This is a genomic window from Mesorhizobium metallidurans STM 2683 (assembly GCF_000350085.1).
GTDB classification, from domain to species: Bacteria; Pseudomonadota; Alphaproteobacteria; order Rhizobiales; family Rhizobiaceae; genus Mesorhizobium; species Mesorhizobium metallidurans.
Genome location: NZ_CAUM01000126.1, coordinates 12,919 through 28,000, shown reverse-complemented (window position 1 = coordinate 28,000; position 15,082 = coordinate 12,919). Strand labels below are relative to the sequence as shown.

The following is a 15,082-nucleotide window of genomic DNA, read 5'->3' as shown; positions in this document are numbered from 1 at the left end:
CTTTTTGCGGCCGGCAGCGCCATGCTTGGCGTCAGCGGTTTTTTTCGCCAGAAGCTTTTTCTGACCGGGGCTGCGGGAAGCGACCCGCTCGCCGAGACGTTATCTCTGGAAGAGGAACCGGTTTGGCATCGTTATGGCGTTATGTTCTGGCTGGTCTTGGTCTGGCCGCCTTGCTGGCCGGGATTCTCTGTGTCGTCTATCTGACCGCGCCGCAAGCTCCACAACTCGCTGCCGCCGACATTTCCCGTTCGAAAACCACGGCGCACGGGTTGTTCGTGGCAAGTTTCGAACCCGAAAAGGGTGTCATCCGCCAAGGCGAGCTGCAATCCTGGCTGCTGACGCTGAAGACAGTTGCGGGAGCGCCGGTGCAAGGAGCGGCGATCGCGGTTTCCGGCGGCATGCCGCAGCACAATCATGGCTTGCCGACCAGCCCGCAGGCGACCGATTATCTGGGCGACGGGCGCTATCGGATCGACGGGCTGAAATTCACGATGAGCGGATTGTGGCAGTTGCATTTTGCCATTTCCGCGGCGGCCGGCTCCGACACGGTCGTCTTCAACGTGCTGCTGTGAGCTGGCTTTCTCGCCTTTTCCTGCTGATGGCGATGGCCGTGCTTGCCGGCTGCGGCCAGCCGGAATTCTCCGACGCCGAGAAGAAAACCATCGCCTCGCTGGCACTCAACACCTTGCCGCCACTGAAGCCCGACACCACCAACCGCTTCGCCGATGTGCCGGCCGCGGCCGCGCTTGGTTCGACGCTGTTCTTCGACACCGGGATGAGCGGCGATGGCATGGTTTCCTGCTCGACCTGCCACAAGATAGACCGGCAGTTCCAGGACGACCTGCCGCAAGCGGTCGGCGTCGGCCGGACCAACCGGCGCACCATGCCGCTGGCCGGCGTTGCACATGATCCCTGGTTCTTCTGGGATGGACGCCGCGACAGCCTGTGGGCGCAGGCGCTGACGCCGCTGGAAAATCCGCTGGAGCAGGCCGGCAACCGCGCCGCCTTCGCGCACTACATCAAGGCGCGCTTTGGCGAGCGCTATGAGCGCATCTTCGGGCCGCTGCCCGACCTTTCCAAGGTGCCGGCCAATGCCAGCCCGCTCGGCACTGACGCCGAAAAGGCGGCATGGAGCGCCATGTCCGATCAACAGACCGAGGACGTCAATCGCGTCTTCGCCAATATCGGCAAGGCGATCGCCGCCTTCGAACGGTCGATCGCGCCGCCGCAGACGCGCTTCGACCGCTTTGCCATCGATCTGGCCACCGGCGCCAAGCCAAAAGACGAAGACGCCTTTTCGCCCGAGGAAATCCTTGGGTTGAAGCTGTTCATCGGCAAGGCCAATTGCGTGACATGCCACACCGGTCCGCGCTTCACCGACAACAGTTTCCACAATACCGGCGTGCCGCCGGTCAAGGGTTTGCCGCCGGATCGCGGCCGCGTGGACGCGGTACGCCAAGTCGAGGCCGATCCGTTCAACTGTCTCGGCGACTTCCGCGACGGCGGCGCCGGCGCCTGCGGCGAATTGCGCTTCATGGTGAAGAGCGGGCCGGAGCTCATCCGCGCCTACAAGACGCCGTCGCTGCGCGGTGCCGCCACGCGGGCGCCCTACATGCATGCCGGGCAGTTCTCGTCGCTCGACGAGGTGGTGGCGCATTATTCGAAGGCGCCGGCAAGTGTCGAAGGTGTGTCCGAGATCCATCCGCTGCAACTTTCGGACCGCGAACGCGCGTCGCTGGTGGCGTTCTTGAAGACGCTGGCGGAGTGAGCTTGAGAGCCGAACAAAAGCCGATCAATCGCGATCCTTCGTGCCGCCTCTGTCCCTCAGGCATCCGGCGCATCAATCGCGACGTGCAAGCCGTTCATCGTGACGTGACAACCCTCGTTAACGCGGGCGTGATCGACCGGACGGCAAGCGGGATCGAGTTTCCCTACGATCGTATCCATTTCGAATACGATGTGAGCGCCGCCGCGTAACGATAAACCTCTTCGCCTGCCGCGAGCGGTCCAGTTTGCATCATGTCGCTTTGCGACAGAGGCGCTACCTATCCTTCACCGTCTCCATTGCCACGAAGGTCGAGGTCTGGGCGACGTGGGGCAGGGCGGAAATGCGCTCGCCGAGGACGCGGCGATAGGCGGCGATATCGGTGGTGCGGACTTTCAGCAGGTAATCGAAGCTCGAGGCCATCATGTGGCATTGCTCGATCTCCGGCACCGCCTGGACGGCGCGGTTGAAGGCGTCGAGCGCGGCCGAGCGCGTATCGGACAGTTTGACCTGGACGAAAGCGACATGACCTTCGCCCATGCGCTCGCGGTCGATGATCGCCTGGTAGCCACGGATAAAACCATCCTTTTCCAGCCGCTTGACCCGCGCCTGCACCGGCGTCTTCGACAGGCCGACCTTGGCGGCGAGTTCCGACATGGAAAGCCGGCCGTCGCGCGCCAATGCCGAGAGGATGTTCCTGTCAATGCGGTCCAATTGGTCTTCTGTCATCGATTGTGCAGGCCATTTCGAGGGAAATACGGCTCAAAGCTAGATCATTCGGTCTGCCTTGTCGATTTCTTTGGGCCGACTGAAATTTGGCTTTGTGCTAGCTTGCGCCATTCGGTCCGGTCACCGCCGGCCCGCTCCCTGATGCTTGCTCCGCAGGACCGCCATGCCGCTCGATCCCATCCGCCAGCAGATCCGCGCCAACTATCTGCCCGACGAAGACCAGGCGGTGAAGCGGCTGGCCGAAGCGACGGGGCTCTCCGCCAAAGACCGTCAGGCGATCTCGGTCCGCGCCGCCGATCTGGTGCGGGCGGTGCGCGGTTCGTCCGATCCCAGGCTGATGGAAATTTTTCTCTCCGCCTACGGCCTCTCGACCAAGGAAGGCGTGGCGCTGATGTGCCTCGCCGAGGCGCTGCTGCGCGTGCCGGACGCCGAGACGATGGACGACCTCATCGCCGACAAGATCGCGCCGCACGACTGGTCGGCGCATTCGGGCGGTTCGAGCTCGATCTTCGTCAACGCCTCGACCTGGGCGCTGATGCTGACCGGCCGGGTGCTCGACGAGGGCGAGGGCGGCATCGAGGGCACGCTGCGGGCCATGGTGCGCAGGCTCGGCGAGCCGGTCATCCGCAAGGCGGTGGCGGCCGCCATGCGCGAGATGGGTGAGCAATTCGTGCTCGGCCGCACCATCGCAGAAGCGGTCAAGCGCGGCCGGCCGATGACCCAGAAAGGCTATCTCTATTCCTTCGACATGCTGGGCGAGGCGGCTCGCACCGAGGCCGACGCGCTGCGCTATCTCAAGGCCTATGCCGACGCCATTTCCTCGCTCGATGCTGGCGCCAACGGCCCCGACATCCGCCAGAACCACGGCATCTCGGTCAAGCTTTCGGCGCTGCATCCGCGTTATGAAGTGGCGCAGAAGGAAAAGATGCTGCCGGTGATGGCGGAGCGGCTTTTGTCGCTGGCGCTGGCGGCGCGCCATTCGCGCATGGGCCTCAATATCGACGCTGAGGAGGCGGACCGCCTTGATCTCTCGCTTGACGTTATCGAACGGGTGCTGGCCGAGCCGGAGCTGGCCGGCTGGAACGGCTTTGGCGTCGTCGTCCAGGCTTATGGTCCGCGCGCGGCTTTCGTCATCGACTGGCTCTACGCACTGGCGAAGAAATACGACCGCACCATCATGGTGCGGCTGGTCAAGGGCGCCTATTGGGACACGGAGATCAAGCGGGCGCAGACGCTTGGGCTCGACGGCTATCCCGTCTTCACCCGCAAGGCCAACACCGATGTCTCCTACATGGCCTGCGCGAAAAAACTGCTGTCGATGACCGACCGCATCTATCCGCAATTCGCCACCCACAACGCCCACACGGTCGCCGCCATCCTGTCAATGGCGACGGACCGCGACTCCTTCGAGTTCCAGCGGCTGCACGGCATGGGCGAGGCGCTGCACGAGACGGTGCGGCAGGCCGAGGGCACGCGCTGCCGCATCTATGCGCCGGTCGGCGCGCATTCCGACCTGCTTGCCTACCTGGTCCGCCGGTTGCTCGAAAACGGCGCCAACTCCTCCTTCGTCCATCAGCTCACCGACGAGGAGGTCAAGCCGGAGGATATCGCCCGCGACCCGCTCGAAACGGTCGAGAAACAGGGCCCCGCCGCCAATCCGGCGATCGCGCGCCCCGCATCGATCTTCGGCTCTGGCCGCCGCAATTCGAAAGGGTTCGACATCACCGATACGGTGACGCTGGCTGCCATCGACAAGGCCAAAGCGGGGTTTGCCGGGCCGGATCGCTGGCACGCCAAGCCGATCACTCGCGCCGCCGGCTACGGCAAGAAACGCCCCATCGTCAATCCAGCCAAGCCTGACGAGGTGGTCGGCACGGTCAGCGAGGCTGCCGCCAAGCAGGTGGCGACGGCCGTGCGCATCGCGGTGGAGGCGCAGCCGACCTGGGCGAAACGTCCGGTCGCCGAGCGCGCCGCCATCCTCAACCGCGCCGCCGACCTCTACGAGGCCAATGCCGTCGAATTCTTTGCGCTGGCCACCCGCGAGGCCGGCAAGTCATTGGCCGACGGCGTTGCCGAAGTGCGCGAAGCGGTCGACTTCCTGCGCTACTACGCAGCCGAAGCGGCCAATGCCGAAGCGGGGACACAAGCGCGCGGCGCCATTGTCTGCATCTCGCCGTGGAATTTTCCGCTCGCCATCTTCACCGGCCAGATCGCCGCCGCGCTGGTGACCGGCAATTCGGTGATCGCCAAGCCGGCCGAGCAGACGCCGCTGATCGCCTTCCGCGCCGTCGAAATGCTGCGCGAGGCCGGCGTGCCGGAAGACGTCATCCAGCTTCTGCCCGGCGACGGCCCGTCGGTCGGCGGGCCGCTGACCGCCGACCCGCGCGTTGCCGGCGTCTGCTTCACCGGCTCGACCGAGGTCGCCAAGCTGATCGAGAAGCAATTGGCCGAGACCGCCGCGCCCGATGCCATGCTGATTGCCGAGACTGGTGGCCTGAACGCGATGATCGTCGATTCCACCGCGCTGCCCGAGCAGGCGGTGCGCGACATCCTGGCGTCAGCCTTCCAGAGTGCGGGCCAACGCTGCTCGGCGCTGCGCGTGCTCTATGTGCAAACGGACGTCGAGAAGAAGATGCTGGAGATGCTGAAAGGCGCGATGGAAGCGCTCAGCATCGGCGATCCCTGGCAGATTTCGACCGATGTCGGCCCGGTCATCGACGACGAGGCGCAAACCTCGATCCAAGAGTATTGCACCAAAATGGGCTTGCAGGGCCGGCTGATCGCCAAGCTCGAAACGCCGAAGAGGGGCCGCTTCGTCGCGCCGCATGTGTTCAGGGTCAAAGGCATCGAGGAGATGGAGCGCGAGGTGTTCGGACCGGTGCTGCATGTCGCCAGCTTCGACGCCGACAAGATTGACGCTGTCATCGCCGGGATCAACCGCAAAGGCTACGGGCTCACCTTCGGCCTGCACACCCGCATCGAGGGCCGGGTCCAACATTTCGTCGACGGCATCCATGCCGGCAACATCTATGTCAACCGCAACCAGATCGGCGCGGTGGTCGGCTCGCAGCCCTTCGGCGGCGAGGGGCTTTCAGGCACCGGGCCGAAGGCCGGCGGTCCGCATTATCTCCGGCGCTTCCGCAAGGGACCCGAGGCCGGCACCGCCATCGCCGATGGCCACAAAGTGACGGCGACGGAGCTCGCCGACAATCTGCCCGATCCCGCGCTTGGCGGCTGGTCGACACGACCCGACCGCGTCGCCATCCTGCGCAAGCATCTGCGCGGCAAGGGCGCGGCGGCGATCGGTGCCGCCGCCAGCATCGATTTCGGCCAGGTCGACCTGCCCGGACCGACCGGCGAGGCCAACACGCTGTCGCTGTCGCCGCGCGGCCGGGTGCTCTGTCTCGGTCCGGATCAAGACACGCTGCTGGCGCAGACCATTCAGGCGCTCGCCGCAGGCAATGCCGTGCTGGCCGTGGCACCAGGTGCTCCGGCGGCACTGTCGGCGCTGACCGGCAAGGGCCTGCCGCTGGCGGCCATCGACGGCCGCCCCGACCCGGTCGAGGCACGCTCGCTGCGTGTCGAATTGGTCGCCTTTTCAGGCACGCCGGAGGCCGCGCGCATCGTGCGGAAGGTCATCGCCGACCGCGCCGGGCCGATCGTGCCGCTGGTCAGCGAGGTGCTCAACCCGGCGGCTTATGCTCATGAAAGGGCTGTCTGCGTCGACACCACGGCCGCGGGCGGCAATGCCAGCCTGCTGGCCGCGGCGTGAGGCTTTTCGCTCGTCGGGGATCGCCTTGTGTTGACAAGAAGCCGCGCCGGGCCGAACAGAAGGGACAACTCGACCGGGCCCGAACACATGCAACATGCGCCACCACGCCTTGAGCTTCCGCGTGTCGGCGTCGTCATCACCTGTCACAATTATCGCGCCTATGTCGAGGACGCGATCCGCTCGGTCCTGGCGCAGACTTACCAGAGATGGACCTGCGTCATCGTCGATGACGCTTCGACCGACGGCTCGACCGAACATATTCGCCAACTTCTCCGGGCGATCGGCGATCCGCGCCTCAGCCTGTTGGTGCGTTCGCAAAATGGCGGCCAACTCGCTGCGTTCCGTGATGGTTTTGCCGCGAGCGATGCGCCTTTCCTGGCGTTCCTCGACGCCGACGACATCTGGCTGCCGAATTTTCTCGTCGCGCATCTTTCCGCGCATCTCAATGCAACGCGCCCGGCGGCACTGTCCAGCTCCGACGTCTATCTGGTCGACCGCGACCGCACCGTGCTCGGCGGTACCTACCCGATGTTGCGCAAGCCGCGCTCCCGGACGGATGCGCCCGGCACGGCCACGACGCCCGGCAAGCAGCTTGGCGAGATGGCGTCCGAGATCGCCTATGCATCGGAATATCCGATCACCTATTTTGGCCCCGAGGCCTATGGCTGGATGTGGGCGCCGACATCGTCGATGGTTTTCCGGCGTGGCGCGCTGGAACCGGTTCTGGCGTTCCCGTTCAAGTCAAGGATCGGAACCGACTATCTCGCGGCAACATGTGCGCATCTGGCGGCGGGCAGCCTGATCCTGTCGGAATGTCTCGGCCTCTATCGCCTGCATGGAGCCAGCGTTTCCGCAGGCGCAACCTATGCCGGCGGTCATGTGCAGCAATCCCCCAATTATCGGGCGCACGAGATCACCATGGGCAAGGACGTCCTCGACTATGTCCTGGCCGATGCGGAACGGCTAGGCGCCATCAACGGCAGGCATTTCGTGCCCGGATTCCTGTCGAACCATGTAAAAAAATTTGGCGACCTGGGAAACGATCCGCGCCTGCTGCCGTTCCTCGATCGCCGCAGCCGCTGGCGGCGGTGGCGCAAGCGCCTCACGCGGGCCGTGCGTGGGTCGTTCGGCAGGGCCTGACCGGTGCGAGGGGTCAGGCGCCCTCGACGACCGAAAAGCCCTCGAATTGCGGATGGCCGAGATAATGCACCTTGCTGGAGCCGGTATTGCGGTGCGCGGCGCGAAAATTCTCGGATTTGGTCCAGGCGACAAAATCATCATGGCTCGCCCACACCGTGTGCGAGGCGAACAGCGTGTAGCCCTCGGTCTCGTTGACCGGACCGCGCAGCAGGTGGAATTCCTTGAAACCCTGCATCTCCGAGAGGCTTGAATCACGGTTTTTCCAGACGTCCTCGAAGGCGTCCTCCGAGCCGTTCTGGACCTTGAAGCGGTTCATGGCGATGTACATGGTGGTTCCTTTCGGGATTGGTGAACTGCGAGGATTGATGGATTGTCCGAGGTGGAGGTTGTCAAAACGGGCCGATCCGCGCTTTGAACACCCAACTTGACCTGCCAGTCTCGAGTGGGATGGGAGGGAACGGAGCTTGCTGGCGCACCAGTGTCAAAGCGAATTGGTCAAGCTCGGCAGAACCTGAGCTTTCGGCCAGTTGTATATCGCCGATGCCGCCGTCGGCCATGACAACGAAAACAACCCTGGCATTGTTGCGAGCCTTCGCTTGTATCGATTTCGAAACGCGACGGTTGGCGCGGGAAAGCTTCTTCTGAATTTCACCGCTGTAGCGGGATTCGACCGCATTGCCAGCCGCGGTCTGCTCTTTGCCCGTGCTGGAGGTCACCGCGTCGCGTTCCTCGCCATCCGCCGCGCCGCGGGCATCGTTCGTTTCGCCCGCGCCGCCAAGCCCTGCCGCCGTGCTTGGCCTTGCGGTCGGGATCGGCGGCTGTCCGATATCGGCAGGAAGCGCCTCAGTGCTTTCGGCCGGAGCAACCGGCTCTGCCGGTGTTTCAATCTTCGGAGCCACGCTCTGTTCGTCCAGGCGTGGGGTGTCGGCCATCAGTATGTCTGGCGTGGGTTGTTTGACAATCTGCGGCGAGGGCGCGGGCGGCTGGGCGGCCAATTCCCTGGCGGGTCGGTCGGCAGGCGGCTCGGGCTTGACCCTGGCCGGCTGCGGATCGGGCACCAAGGTAATGTTCATTGCGCCCGGCATCTGACCATCCAAGGTGCTGCCGACCACGTTGGCGCCGGTTTGATCGGTGCCTTCCATCTGGATCGCATCCCTGGAATCGAATGTCCCGGCGGGTGCGATCAGAAACGCCGCCGCCACAGCGGCATGGAGCAGGCAGGAGGCGACGATCGCCACTGTCCATTTGCGGCTCTCGGCTGGCTGCTTCTGCGCTAGCGGCTCGGCTGGCGTGATCGCCAGTTCGCTGCCGGCGTCGGGGAGGGAGCTGATTTTCTGCATGTCTCGCGACGAGAACTGCCGCGAGCGACATGGGATTGTCAAATCAAGATCGGTTGCCTCCCACGGCAACGGACCGGACACGGGCCATGCCGCGGTATTTCGCGTGAATGCGGGATGCAATCCCACTCAGACCCCGAAGGCGATGCCGGTCTTGGTCTCGGTCTTCAGGCCGCGCATGCAGGCATTCGGCTCGACGCTTGCGCCCGTGCATTCCGTCGCGCTGTTGATCAGCACGCGGCTGAGCTTGGTACAGTCGGTGCCCGCAAGGTCGAAACGCGTCACCTTGGTCTTGCCCGCCGGCAATTCCTTGAAGTCGAGCACGGTCAGCCGGTCGACGACGCCGGCCTCGTTGAACAGCGCGATTTCGAACGCCGCCTTGGCGAGGTCCGTGCCAAGGCCGTTGTTGACCACGAAGGTCAAGCGGCAGCCCTTGTCCGAGGGCTGCGCGGCGTTGAGCTCAAGGGTCAGCGATGGGGCCGGCGCGGCCTGTTGCGCCAACGCCGGGCCTATCGCAAGCGACACCGCCAACGCCGAGGTCAGCAGACGAAGCGATGCCGTCAAGCCTGTCATTGGTATCAACCTCCAAACCGCATGGTCGCCGCCAGCTTCAGCGTGACGCCGGGTTCATACACCGCGACTGTCGTGCTGCCGTTCAACGGGTTGGCGTATTTGACATCGAACAGATTGTCGGCGCGGAAGTCCACCTTGAAATTGTCGGTCGCCTGGTAGCTGGCGAAGGCGTTGACCAGCGTATAGTCCCTGGCCACCGCGTTGCCCTTCGGCTTGCCGTTGTATTGCACCTCGCCGCCGACGGTGAGTCTGTCCTCGAGGAAACGCAGGCCGAGCTGCGCCGTGACCTGGGAGGAGGGGATGGTCGAAAGATCTTCGCGGACGCCTTCGTAAGTCACCGTATGGCCGTTGGTGAAGGAGGCTGAAAGGCCGGCAAATCCCCATGCCGCCTCATAGACGCTTTCGAATTCGAAGCCCTGGATCTTGGCGTTGGCGAAGTTCTGATACTGAGCGCAAGTGGGAATGTAGTAGCCGCCCGGAACCCAGATCGGTGGCAGGCCTGGTAGGTAGGGACATCCGTTGTTGCCGACGCCGACATCGTCATTCAAACCGATATAGTCATCGACATCATTGTGGAAGTATGCGGCCTTGATGCGCAATGCGTCGTCGGACTGGATGATCCCATTGGTCTTGTAGTTGATGCCGGCTTCCCAGGTTTTTCCGGTTTCCGGCTTCAAATTGGGGTTGGGCAGGAACGGGAAGACTACGCCGGCCGGATGCATCCCGCTGATCAGGGTTTCGGTGATGGAAGGCGAGCGGTAGCCTTCGGCGTACGTGCTGTAGAATTGCAATCCGTCGAGCCCTGCGCTGTCGAACGGCGAGACGCCGACCGTGATCCGGGGTGACAGGCGGTCTCCGGACGTATTGCCTTCGTCGCTCTTCAGGCTGTAGCTGTCGTAGCGCAAGCCGGCCTCGATCTCCAGCCAGTTCCAGGAGATCTTGTCCTGAATGTAGCCACCCGAGACCCGCCGCTTGCCGGACGGCGTGTAGAAGCTGTCGCTGCCCGTCGCGCCTGTGTTGTCGACATCGTCGCTCACCCAGTCGCCGCCATAGGTCAGCTCGTGGGCGAAATCACCCGTTTCGAAGCGTGACGTGTTCCAGATATCGATGCTGGCCGTGTCCATGTCGTAGGTCGACTGCGAGCCCGCTGGCACGAGGATGGGCAGGCCGGTAGAGGGGTTGTAGCGGTTGAGCGCAATCAGGCTCGTCTGGTCCAGCTGCGTCTTGCCGTAGGAGGCGTTGATGTGCAGATCGAGCCAGCTCTTGACATCGTCGGTGATGTTGTAACGCCCGGTGAAAGTGTTCTGCTTGAGATCGACGTCATAGACCGGCACGCCGCTGCTGGTCTCCTGCCAGCTATCGCTGGTGCCGTTCCAGCCCAACTTCAGTTCACTGTTTTCGCTGGGTCGGATGGTTGTCTTGAGAAGACCGCTCAGTACGTCGAAGCCAGTGCCATTTACCGTGTCGCCGCCGCCATCCTTGTAGTCGTTATAGTCGCGATAGACGATGTTGCCGAGCACGTCCCAATTTTCGTTGAAGCGATAAGCGCCGGCGGCACTGGTCGTCCAGCCCTTGCCATTGCTTTCATAGCGCCCGGTCGTGGATGCCGCCCACGTCTCGCCGTCGCGAAGAAAGTCGTCCGCATCCTTGGTCTCGAAGAAGACGACGCCGCCGATGGCGCCCGAGCCATAGGTGTTGGCGACCGGCCCGCGGATCACATCCGCGGACTTCAACAATTCGGGATCAATCCAGAAGGTCGATTGCGTGCCGTGGCCGGAACGCTGGAAGTCCTGCCTTGCGCCATCGACGATGACCTGAACGCGACCGAGATCTTGCAAGCCACGGATGTTGACGCTGGAGCTAACGCGCCTCGCATCGGCCTGCATGGTGATGCCCGGGACGCCGAAGAACACGTCATTTGGCGTCGTTGCCATGCGCCGGTCCAGCTGCTCCTGGTCGACGTGGCTGGTAGAGGACAGGGACTCGATCGCCGTCTCGCCGGTGCGGCTGACGACCAGGATCTGGTCGAGCAGCGTCGCGCCCGCCGGCGCCTGGGCAGCTTCAGTCTGCTTCGCCTGGTCGGTCTGCTGTTCGTCTGTCGCCTGTTGAGCGCCAGCGGGTACTGTCAGCAAGCCGATCGCCGCCGCGCCGGCCAGCAATGCGGCCATTTTCCTTATCGTCGACCGATGCGCCGGGCCTGGATTTTCCAGACCAAGCCGTCCCCAATTCGCCAACCCCATGCCCCAACTCCAAAAATCCAGGTTCGATGCTGGCTGGCTTGGCGCTCGCTGGCATTTTTGATCGTGTCCGGCGTCTTAAATGTTGACTCACTTACTCCGGTATTGCACTGACTAGTAAACATGATTATTCAAGTCAAGAAATGAATCGGCATCTACGCAACGCCTAGCCAGACGCCCGGCACAGGAAAGGGATCGATCCAATGAACACGCACAATCCCAGTGACTTTCGCTATCGCGTCCGCCGTTCCGACGACAATCCGGCTCGTTTCGACCGGGTCCCGCTTGCCGTGAGGACGCTCTCCAGCAACACGCTGTTCCAGGGCGAGCACGAGATCGGCATCGAGCACCATGGCGCGCTCTACCGGCTGAAGATCACCCGCCAGGGCAAGCTGATCCTCAACAAGTAGACCCGAGGCGAATGGGTAAGACAATCAGGTGTTAAGACATGGACCAGCGCGTAAAACCCGCCCCGCATGAAATCCGGCGGGCGCGGGCGGACAATCCGAAGATGCGCGAGCGCGATCTCGCCGTCCAGCTCGGCATTTCGGAGGCCGAACTGGTCGCGGCGCATTGCGGCGACGGCGTCGTCCGCGTCGAGCCGCGCGTCAACGACCTTTTGACCGGGCTGGAGGCTGTCGGTGAGGTCATGGCGCTGACCCGTAACGAAAGCGCGGTGCACGAAAAGATCGGCGTCTACGACAAGGTCGTCACCGGCAACCACAATGCCATGGTGCTTGGCGAGAACATCGACCTGCGCATCTTCCCGAAAGTCTGGGCACACGGCTTCGCCGTGGAAAAGCGCGACGGCGGTGACATCAGGCACAGCCTGCAGTTCTTCGATGCCGCAGGCGAGGCGGTGCACAAGGTGCATCTCAGGCCCGCATCCAACCTCTATGCCTATCAGAAGCTGGTTGCTGGGCTCGAATCGCCGAACCAGGAACCGACCGTTGCGGTTTCAGGGAGCGGGTTCGAAGACGAGGCCGAGGCTCCGGACGCTTCGGCAAGCGTCGATGATTTGCGTGAACGCTGGAGCCGGCTGACCGACGTGCACCAATTCTTCGGCATGCTGAAGACGCTGAAGCTCGACCGCCGCCAGGCGATGCGCATGGTCGGCCAGGATTACGCCTGGCTGCTCGACAATGACGCCGTCAGCGCCATGTTCCACCATGCCGCCGAGGGCGAGATGCCGATCATGTGCTTTGTCGGCAATCGCGGCTGCATCCAGATTCATTCCGGCCCGGTCAAGTCGATCAAGCCGATGGGGCCTTGGATCAACGTGCTGGACGAGACCTTCCACCTGCATTTGCGGACCGACCACATCCATGAGGTCTGGGCCGTGCGCAAGCCGACCAAGGACGGCCATGTCACCTCGCTCGAAGCCTATGGCGCCGACGGCAAGATGATCATCCAGTTCTTCGGCAAGCGCCATGAAGGCGAAAGCGAGCGTGAGGACTGGCGGTTCCTGGCCGAAAACCTGCCGCGCATTCCAAGCCCGACCGCGGCCTGAGGACGATGACGATGGTTTCTTTCTTCAAACGGGCGCTTGCGCCGGTGGTCGGCCTTTCCCTGGCCTTCGCAGCCCTTCTGCCGGCCCACGCCACCGAAGAGCCAGCGGTCTTTGCCGACAATTCGAAGATCGCAGCCATCGGCGGCTCGATCACCGAGATCGTCTTTGCGCTCGGCGAGCAGAAGCTTCTGGTCGCCCGCGATTCGACCAGCCGTTATCCCGAGGCGGCGCTCAGCCTGCCCGATGTCGGCTATATGCGCCAGCTTTCGCCGGAAGGTGTGCTTTCGGTCAATCCGTCGGGCATCCTGGCGCTGCACGGCAGCGGCCCGAAGGAGGCCGTCGATGTGCTGAAGAAGACCAGCATCCCGTTCATCGAGGTGCCCGAGCGCTACGATCGTGAAGGCATACTCGAAAAGATCCATATCGTCGGCAAGGCGCTCGGCGCCGACGCCAAGGCCGATGCGCTGGCAGCCGAGATCGACGCCAAGCTGAAGGCCGCCGAAAAGCAGACCGCTTCGATCAAGGACCGCAAGCGCATCCTGTTCATCCTGTCTTTGCAGGGCGGCAAGATCCTCGCCGCCGGCAGTCAGACCGCCGCCGACGGCATCATCAAGCTTTCCGGCGGCGTCAATGCGATCGACGGTTTTTCCGGCTACAAGCAATTGTCCGACGAGGCTATCATCACCGCCAAGCCGGACGTGATCCTGATGATGAACAATGCCGGTCCGGCCGTGTCGGACGACCAGCTGTTCGCCAGCCCGTCCATTTCATCGACGCCGGCGGGCGTTGCCCGCAAGGTGGTCCGCATGGATGGCGGCTATCTGCTCGGCTTCGGGCCGCGCACGGCCGACGCCATCCATGATCTTGCCGTCTCGCTTTATGGCGGGCAGGTCACGGACTGAGCGAGCGCCGATGGCCGATCAATCGATCGCAGGTGCGGCGGGCATTATGGCGACTGCATCCGAAGGCGACCGTTCGGGACGCGCCCGCATCGTCATCCTGTTTTTGTGCCTGGGGCTTGTCCTTGTCGTATTGTTGTCGCTGACATCGGGCGCGTCCGATGCGTCGGCCGTCGGTGTCGTCCACGACTGGCTGGTGGGTGCTGCGCCCGGCAATGAGATGCTGAACGCCCGCGACCGGCTGATCGTCTACGACATCCGTCTGCCGCGCGTAATCCTTGGCGTGCTGATCGGCGCCGCGCTCGCCGTCTCCGGCGCGGTCATGCAAGGGCTGTTCCGCAATCCGCTGGCCGACCCCGGCCTCATCGGCGTGTCGGCCGGATCGAGCCTTGGCGCGGTGGCCGTCATCGTGCTTGGCGCCACGGTGCTGGCGCCGTTCACGTCGGCGCTGGGCACGCTTGCCTTGCCGCTGGCGGCATTCTGCGGCGGGCTGGCGACGACACTGGTGCTCTACCAGGTCGCCACCAGGCATGGCCGAACCTCGGTCGCCACCATGCTGCTGGCCGGCATCGCGCTGGCGGCGCTCGCCATGGCGCTGACCGGTATCCTTATCTTCATGGCCGACGACCGGCAGCTGCGCGATCTGACCTTCTGGCAACTCGGCTCGCTCGCCGGCGCGACCTGGCAGAAGATCGGTTCGGTCGGGCCGATCATCGTGCTGGCGCTGGCGGCGATGCCGTTCCTGGCGCGCGGCCTCAATGCACTGGCGCTCGGCGAAGCCACCGCCGGCCATCTCGGTATCCCGGTGCAAAGGCTGAAATACACGGCGATCGTCGGCGTTTCGGCTGCGGTCGGGGCGTCCGTCGCCGTCAGCGGCGGCATCGGCTTCGTCGGCATCGTCGTGCCGCATTTGCTGCGCCTGGCGATCGGCCCGGACAACCGCTATCTGCTGCCGGCATCAGCGCTGCTCGGCGCCTGCCTGCTGCTTTTGGCCGATGCCGTCGCGCGCACCATCGTGGCCCCGGCCGAACTGCCGATCGGCATCGTCACCGCGATCGCCGGCGCGCCGTTCTTCCTCTGGATACTGCTGCGCAAGCGCGGCGTCGTCGACCTGTGAGAT

The 15,082-nt window shown here is 64.1% G+C and carries 13 protein-coding genes and 1 pseudogene; 9 read left to right on the top strand and 5 right to left on the bottom strand.

The features are described 5' to 3' along the window. Window positions 1–122 precede the first annotated feature (122 nt). The 3 genes and pseudogenes from MESS2_RS20580 to MESS2_RS20570 form a co-directional block, all read left to right on the top strand. Complete coding sequence (locus tag MESS2_RS20580; RefSeq protein WP_008876373.1) at window positions 123–572, top strand: FixH family protein; 450 nt, start codon at window positions 123–125, stop codon at window positions 570–572. Window positions 573–598: 26 nt separating this feature from the next. Beyond that, window positions 599–1,768, top strand: a complete 1,170-nt coding sequence (locus tag MESS2_RS20575) for a cytochrome-c peroxidase (protein ID WP_008876372.1) — start codon at window positions 599–601, stop codon at window positions 1,766–1,768. 65 nt (window positions 1,769–1,833) lie between these two features. Then, window positions 1,834–1,977: pseudogene (locus tag MESS2_RS20570) on the top strand (HVO_A0114 family putative DNA-binding protein); the annotation flags it as partial. A 64-nt stretch (window positions 1,978–2,041) separates the two neighbouring features. On the opposite strand, the gene MESS2_RS20565 reads toward MESS2_RS20570, so the two are convergent. Beyond that, window positions 2,042–2,494, bottom strand: coding sequence for an Lrp/AsnC family transcriptional regulator (locus MESS2_RS20565; RefSeq protein WP_008876371.1), 453 nt, complete (start codon window positions 2,492–2,494; stop codon window positions 2,042–2,044). A 163-nt stretch (window positions 2,495–2,657) separates the two neighbouring features. Here MESS2_RS20565 and putA point away from each other — a divergent pair, with 163 nt between their 5' ends. Continuing rightward, entirely contained in the window at window positions 2,658–6,266 is a 3,609-nt protein-coding gene (putA, locus tag MESS2_RS20560) for a bifunctional proline dehydrogenase/L-glutamate gamma-semialdehyde dehydrogenase PutA (protein WP_008876370.1), read from the top strand. An 87-nt stretch (window positions 6,267–6,353) separates the two neighbouring features. After that, window positions 6,354–7,406 (top strand): glycosyltransferase, encoded by a 1,053-nt coding sequence (locus MESS2_RS20555; protein WP_008876369.1) that lies wholly within the window; start codon window positions 6,354–6,356, stop codon window positions 7,404–7,406. Window positions 7,407–7,419: 13 nt separating this feature from the next. Here the strand turns inward: MESS2_RS20555 and hmuQ are convergent, their stop codons facing one another. The 4 genes from hmuQ to MESS2_RS20535 form a co-directional block, all read right to left on the bottom strand. Next, window positions 7,420–7,734, bottom strand: a complete 315-nt coding sequence (hmuQ, locus tag MESS2_RS20550; RefSeq protein WP_008876368.1) for a heme-degrading protein HmuQ — start codon at window positions 7,732–7,734, stop codon at window positions 7,420–7,422. Window positions 7,735–7,795: 61 nt separating this feature from the next. Then, window positions 7,796–8,746 carry an energy transducer TonB family protein gene (locus MESS2_RS20545; protein ID WP_008876367.1) on the bottom strand — a complete coding sequence of 317 codons (951 nt, stop codon included), beginning with the start codon at window positions 8,744–8,746 and terminating at the stop codon, window positions 7,796–7,798. A 126-nt stretch (window positions 8,747–8,872) separates the two neighbouring features. Continuing rightward, window positions 8,873–9,316, bottom strand: coding sequence for a hypothetical protein (locus tag MESS2_RS20540; protein WP_008876366.1), 444 nt, complete (start codon window positions 9,314–9,316; stop codon window positions 8,873–8,875). A 5-nt stretch (window positions 9,317–9,321) separates the two neighbouring features. Beyond that, on the bottom strand, window positions 9,322–11,556 hold the full coding sequence (locus MESS2_RS20535) for a TonB-dependent hemoglobin/transferrin/lactoferrin family receptor (protein ID WP_051069134.1): 2,235 nt from the start codon (window positions 11,554–11,556) through the stop codon (window positions 9,322–9,324). Window positions 11,557–11,756: 200 nt separating this feature from the next. On the opposite strand from MESS2_RS20535, the gene hemP reads away from it, so the two are divergent. The 4 genes from hemP to MESS2_RS20515 are packed head-to-tail and all read left to right on the top strand — an operon-like array spanning window position 11,757 to window position 15,079. Next, a complete protein-coding gene (gene hemP, locus MESS2_RS20530; RefSeq protein WP_008876363.1) occupies window positions 11,757–11,963 on the top strand; it encodes a hemin uptake protein HemP in 207 nt (68 codons plus the stop codon). A gap of 38 nt (window positions 11,964–12,001) precedes the next feature. Continuing rightward, window positions 12,002–13,063: a hemin-degrading factor gene (locus MESS2_RS20525; RefSeq protein WP_008876362.1), complete on the top strand. Its 1,062-nt coding sequence runs from the start codon at window positions 12,002–12,004 to the stop codon at window positions 13,061–13,063. Window positions 13,064–13,068: 5 nt separating this feature from the next. Further along, window positions 13,069–13,965 (top strand): heme/hemin ABC transporter substrate-binding protein, encoded by an 897-nt coding sequence (locus MESS2_RS20520; RefSeq protein WP_008876361.1) that lies wholly within the window; start codon window positions 13,069–13,071, stop codon window positions 13,963–13,965. Between the two features lie 10 nt (window positions 13,966–13,975). Then, a complete protein-coding gene (locus MESS2_RS20515) occupies window positions 13,976–15,079 on the top strand; it encodes a FecCD family ABC transporter permease (RefSeq protein ID WP_008876360.1) in 1,104 nt (367 codons plus the stop codon). The last annotated feature ends 3 nt before the right edge of the window (window positions 15,080–15,082 follow it).

Bases quoted from the DNA above. Each gene is read 5' to 3' on its own strand.
- MESS2_RS20575 (WP_008876372.1), top strand. From the start codon at position 599: ATGGCGATGGCCGTGCTTGCCGGCTGCGGCCAGCCGGAATTCTCCGAC.
- MESS2_RS20565 (WP_008876371.1), bottom strand. From the start codon at position 2,494: ATGACAGAAGACCAATTGGACCGCATTGACAGGAACATCCTCTCGGCA.
- putA (WP_008876370.1), top strand. From the start codon at position 2,658: ATGCCGCTCGATCCCATCCGCCAGCAGATCCGCGCCAACTATCTGCCC.
- MESS2_RS20555 (WP_008876369.1), top strand. From the start codon at position 6,354: ATGCAACATGCGCCACCACGCCTTGAGCTTCCGCGTGTCGGCGTCGTC.
- hmuQ (WP_008876368.1), bottom strand. From the start codon at position 7,734: ATGTACATCGCCATGAACCGCTTCAAGGTCCAGAACGGCTCGGAGGAC.
- MESS2_RS20545 (WP_008876367.1), bottom strand. From the start codon at position 8,746: ATGCAGAAAATCAGCTCCCTCCCCGACGCCGGCAGCGAACTGGCGATC.
- MESS2_RS20540 (WP_008876366.1), bottom strand. From the start codon at position 9,316: ATGACAGGCTTGACGGCATCGCTTCGTCTGCTGACCTCGGCGTTGGCG.
- MESS2_RS20535 (WP_051069134.1), bottom strand. From the start codon at position 11,556: ATGGGGTTGGCGAATTGGGGACGGCTTGGTCTGGAAAATCCAGGCCCG.
- hemP (WP_008876363.1), top strand. From the start codon at position 11,757: ATGAACACGCACAATCCCAGTGACTTTCGCTATCGCGTCCGCCGTTCC.
- MESS2_RS20525 (WP_008876362.1), top strand. From the start codon at position 12,002: ATGGACCAGCGCGTAAAACCCGCCCCGCATGAAATCCGGCGGGCGCGG.
- MESS2_RS20520 (WP_008876361.1), top strand. From the start codon at position 13,069: ATGACGATGGTTTCTTTCTTCAAACGGGCGCTTGCGCCGGTGGTCGGC.
- MESS2_RS20515 (WP_008876360.1), top strand. From the start codon at position 13,976: ATGGCCGATCAATCGATCGCAGGTGCGGCGGGCATTATGGCGACTGCA.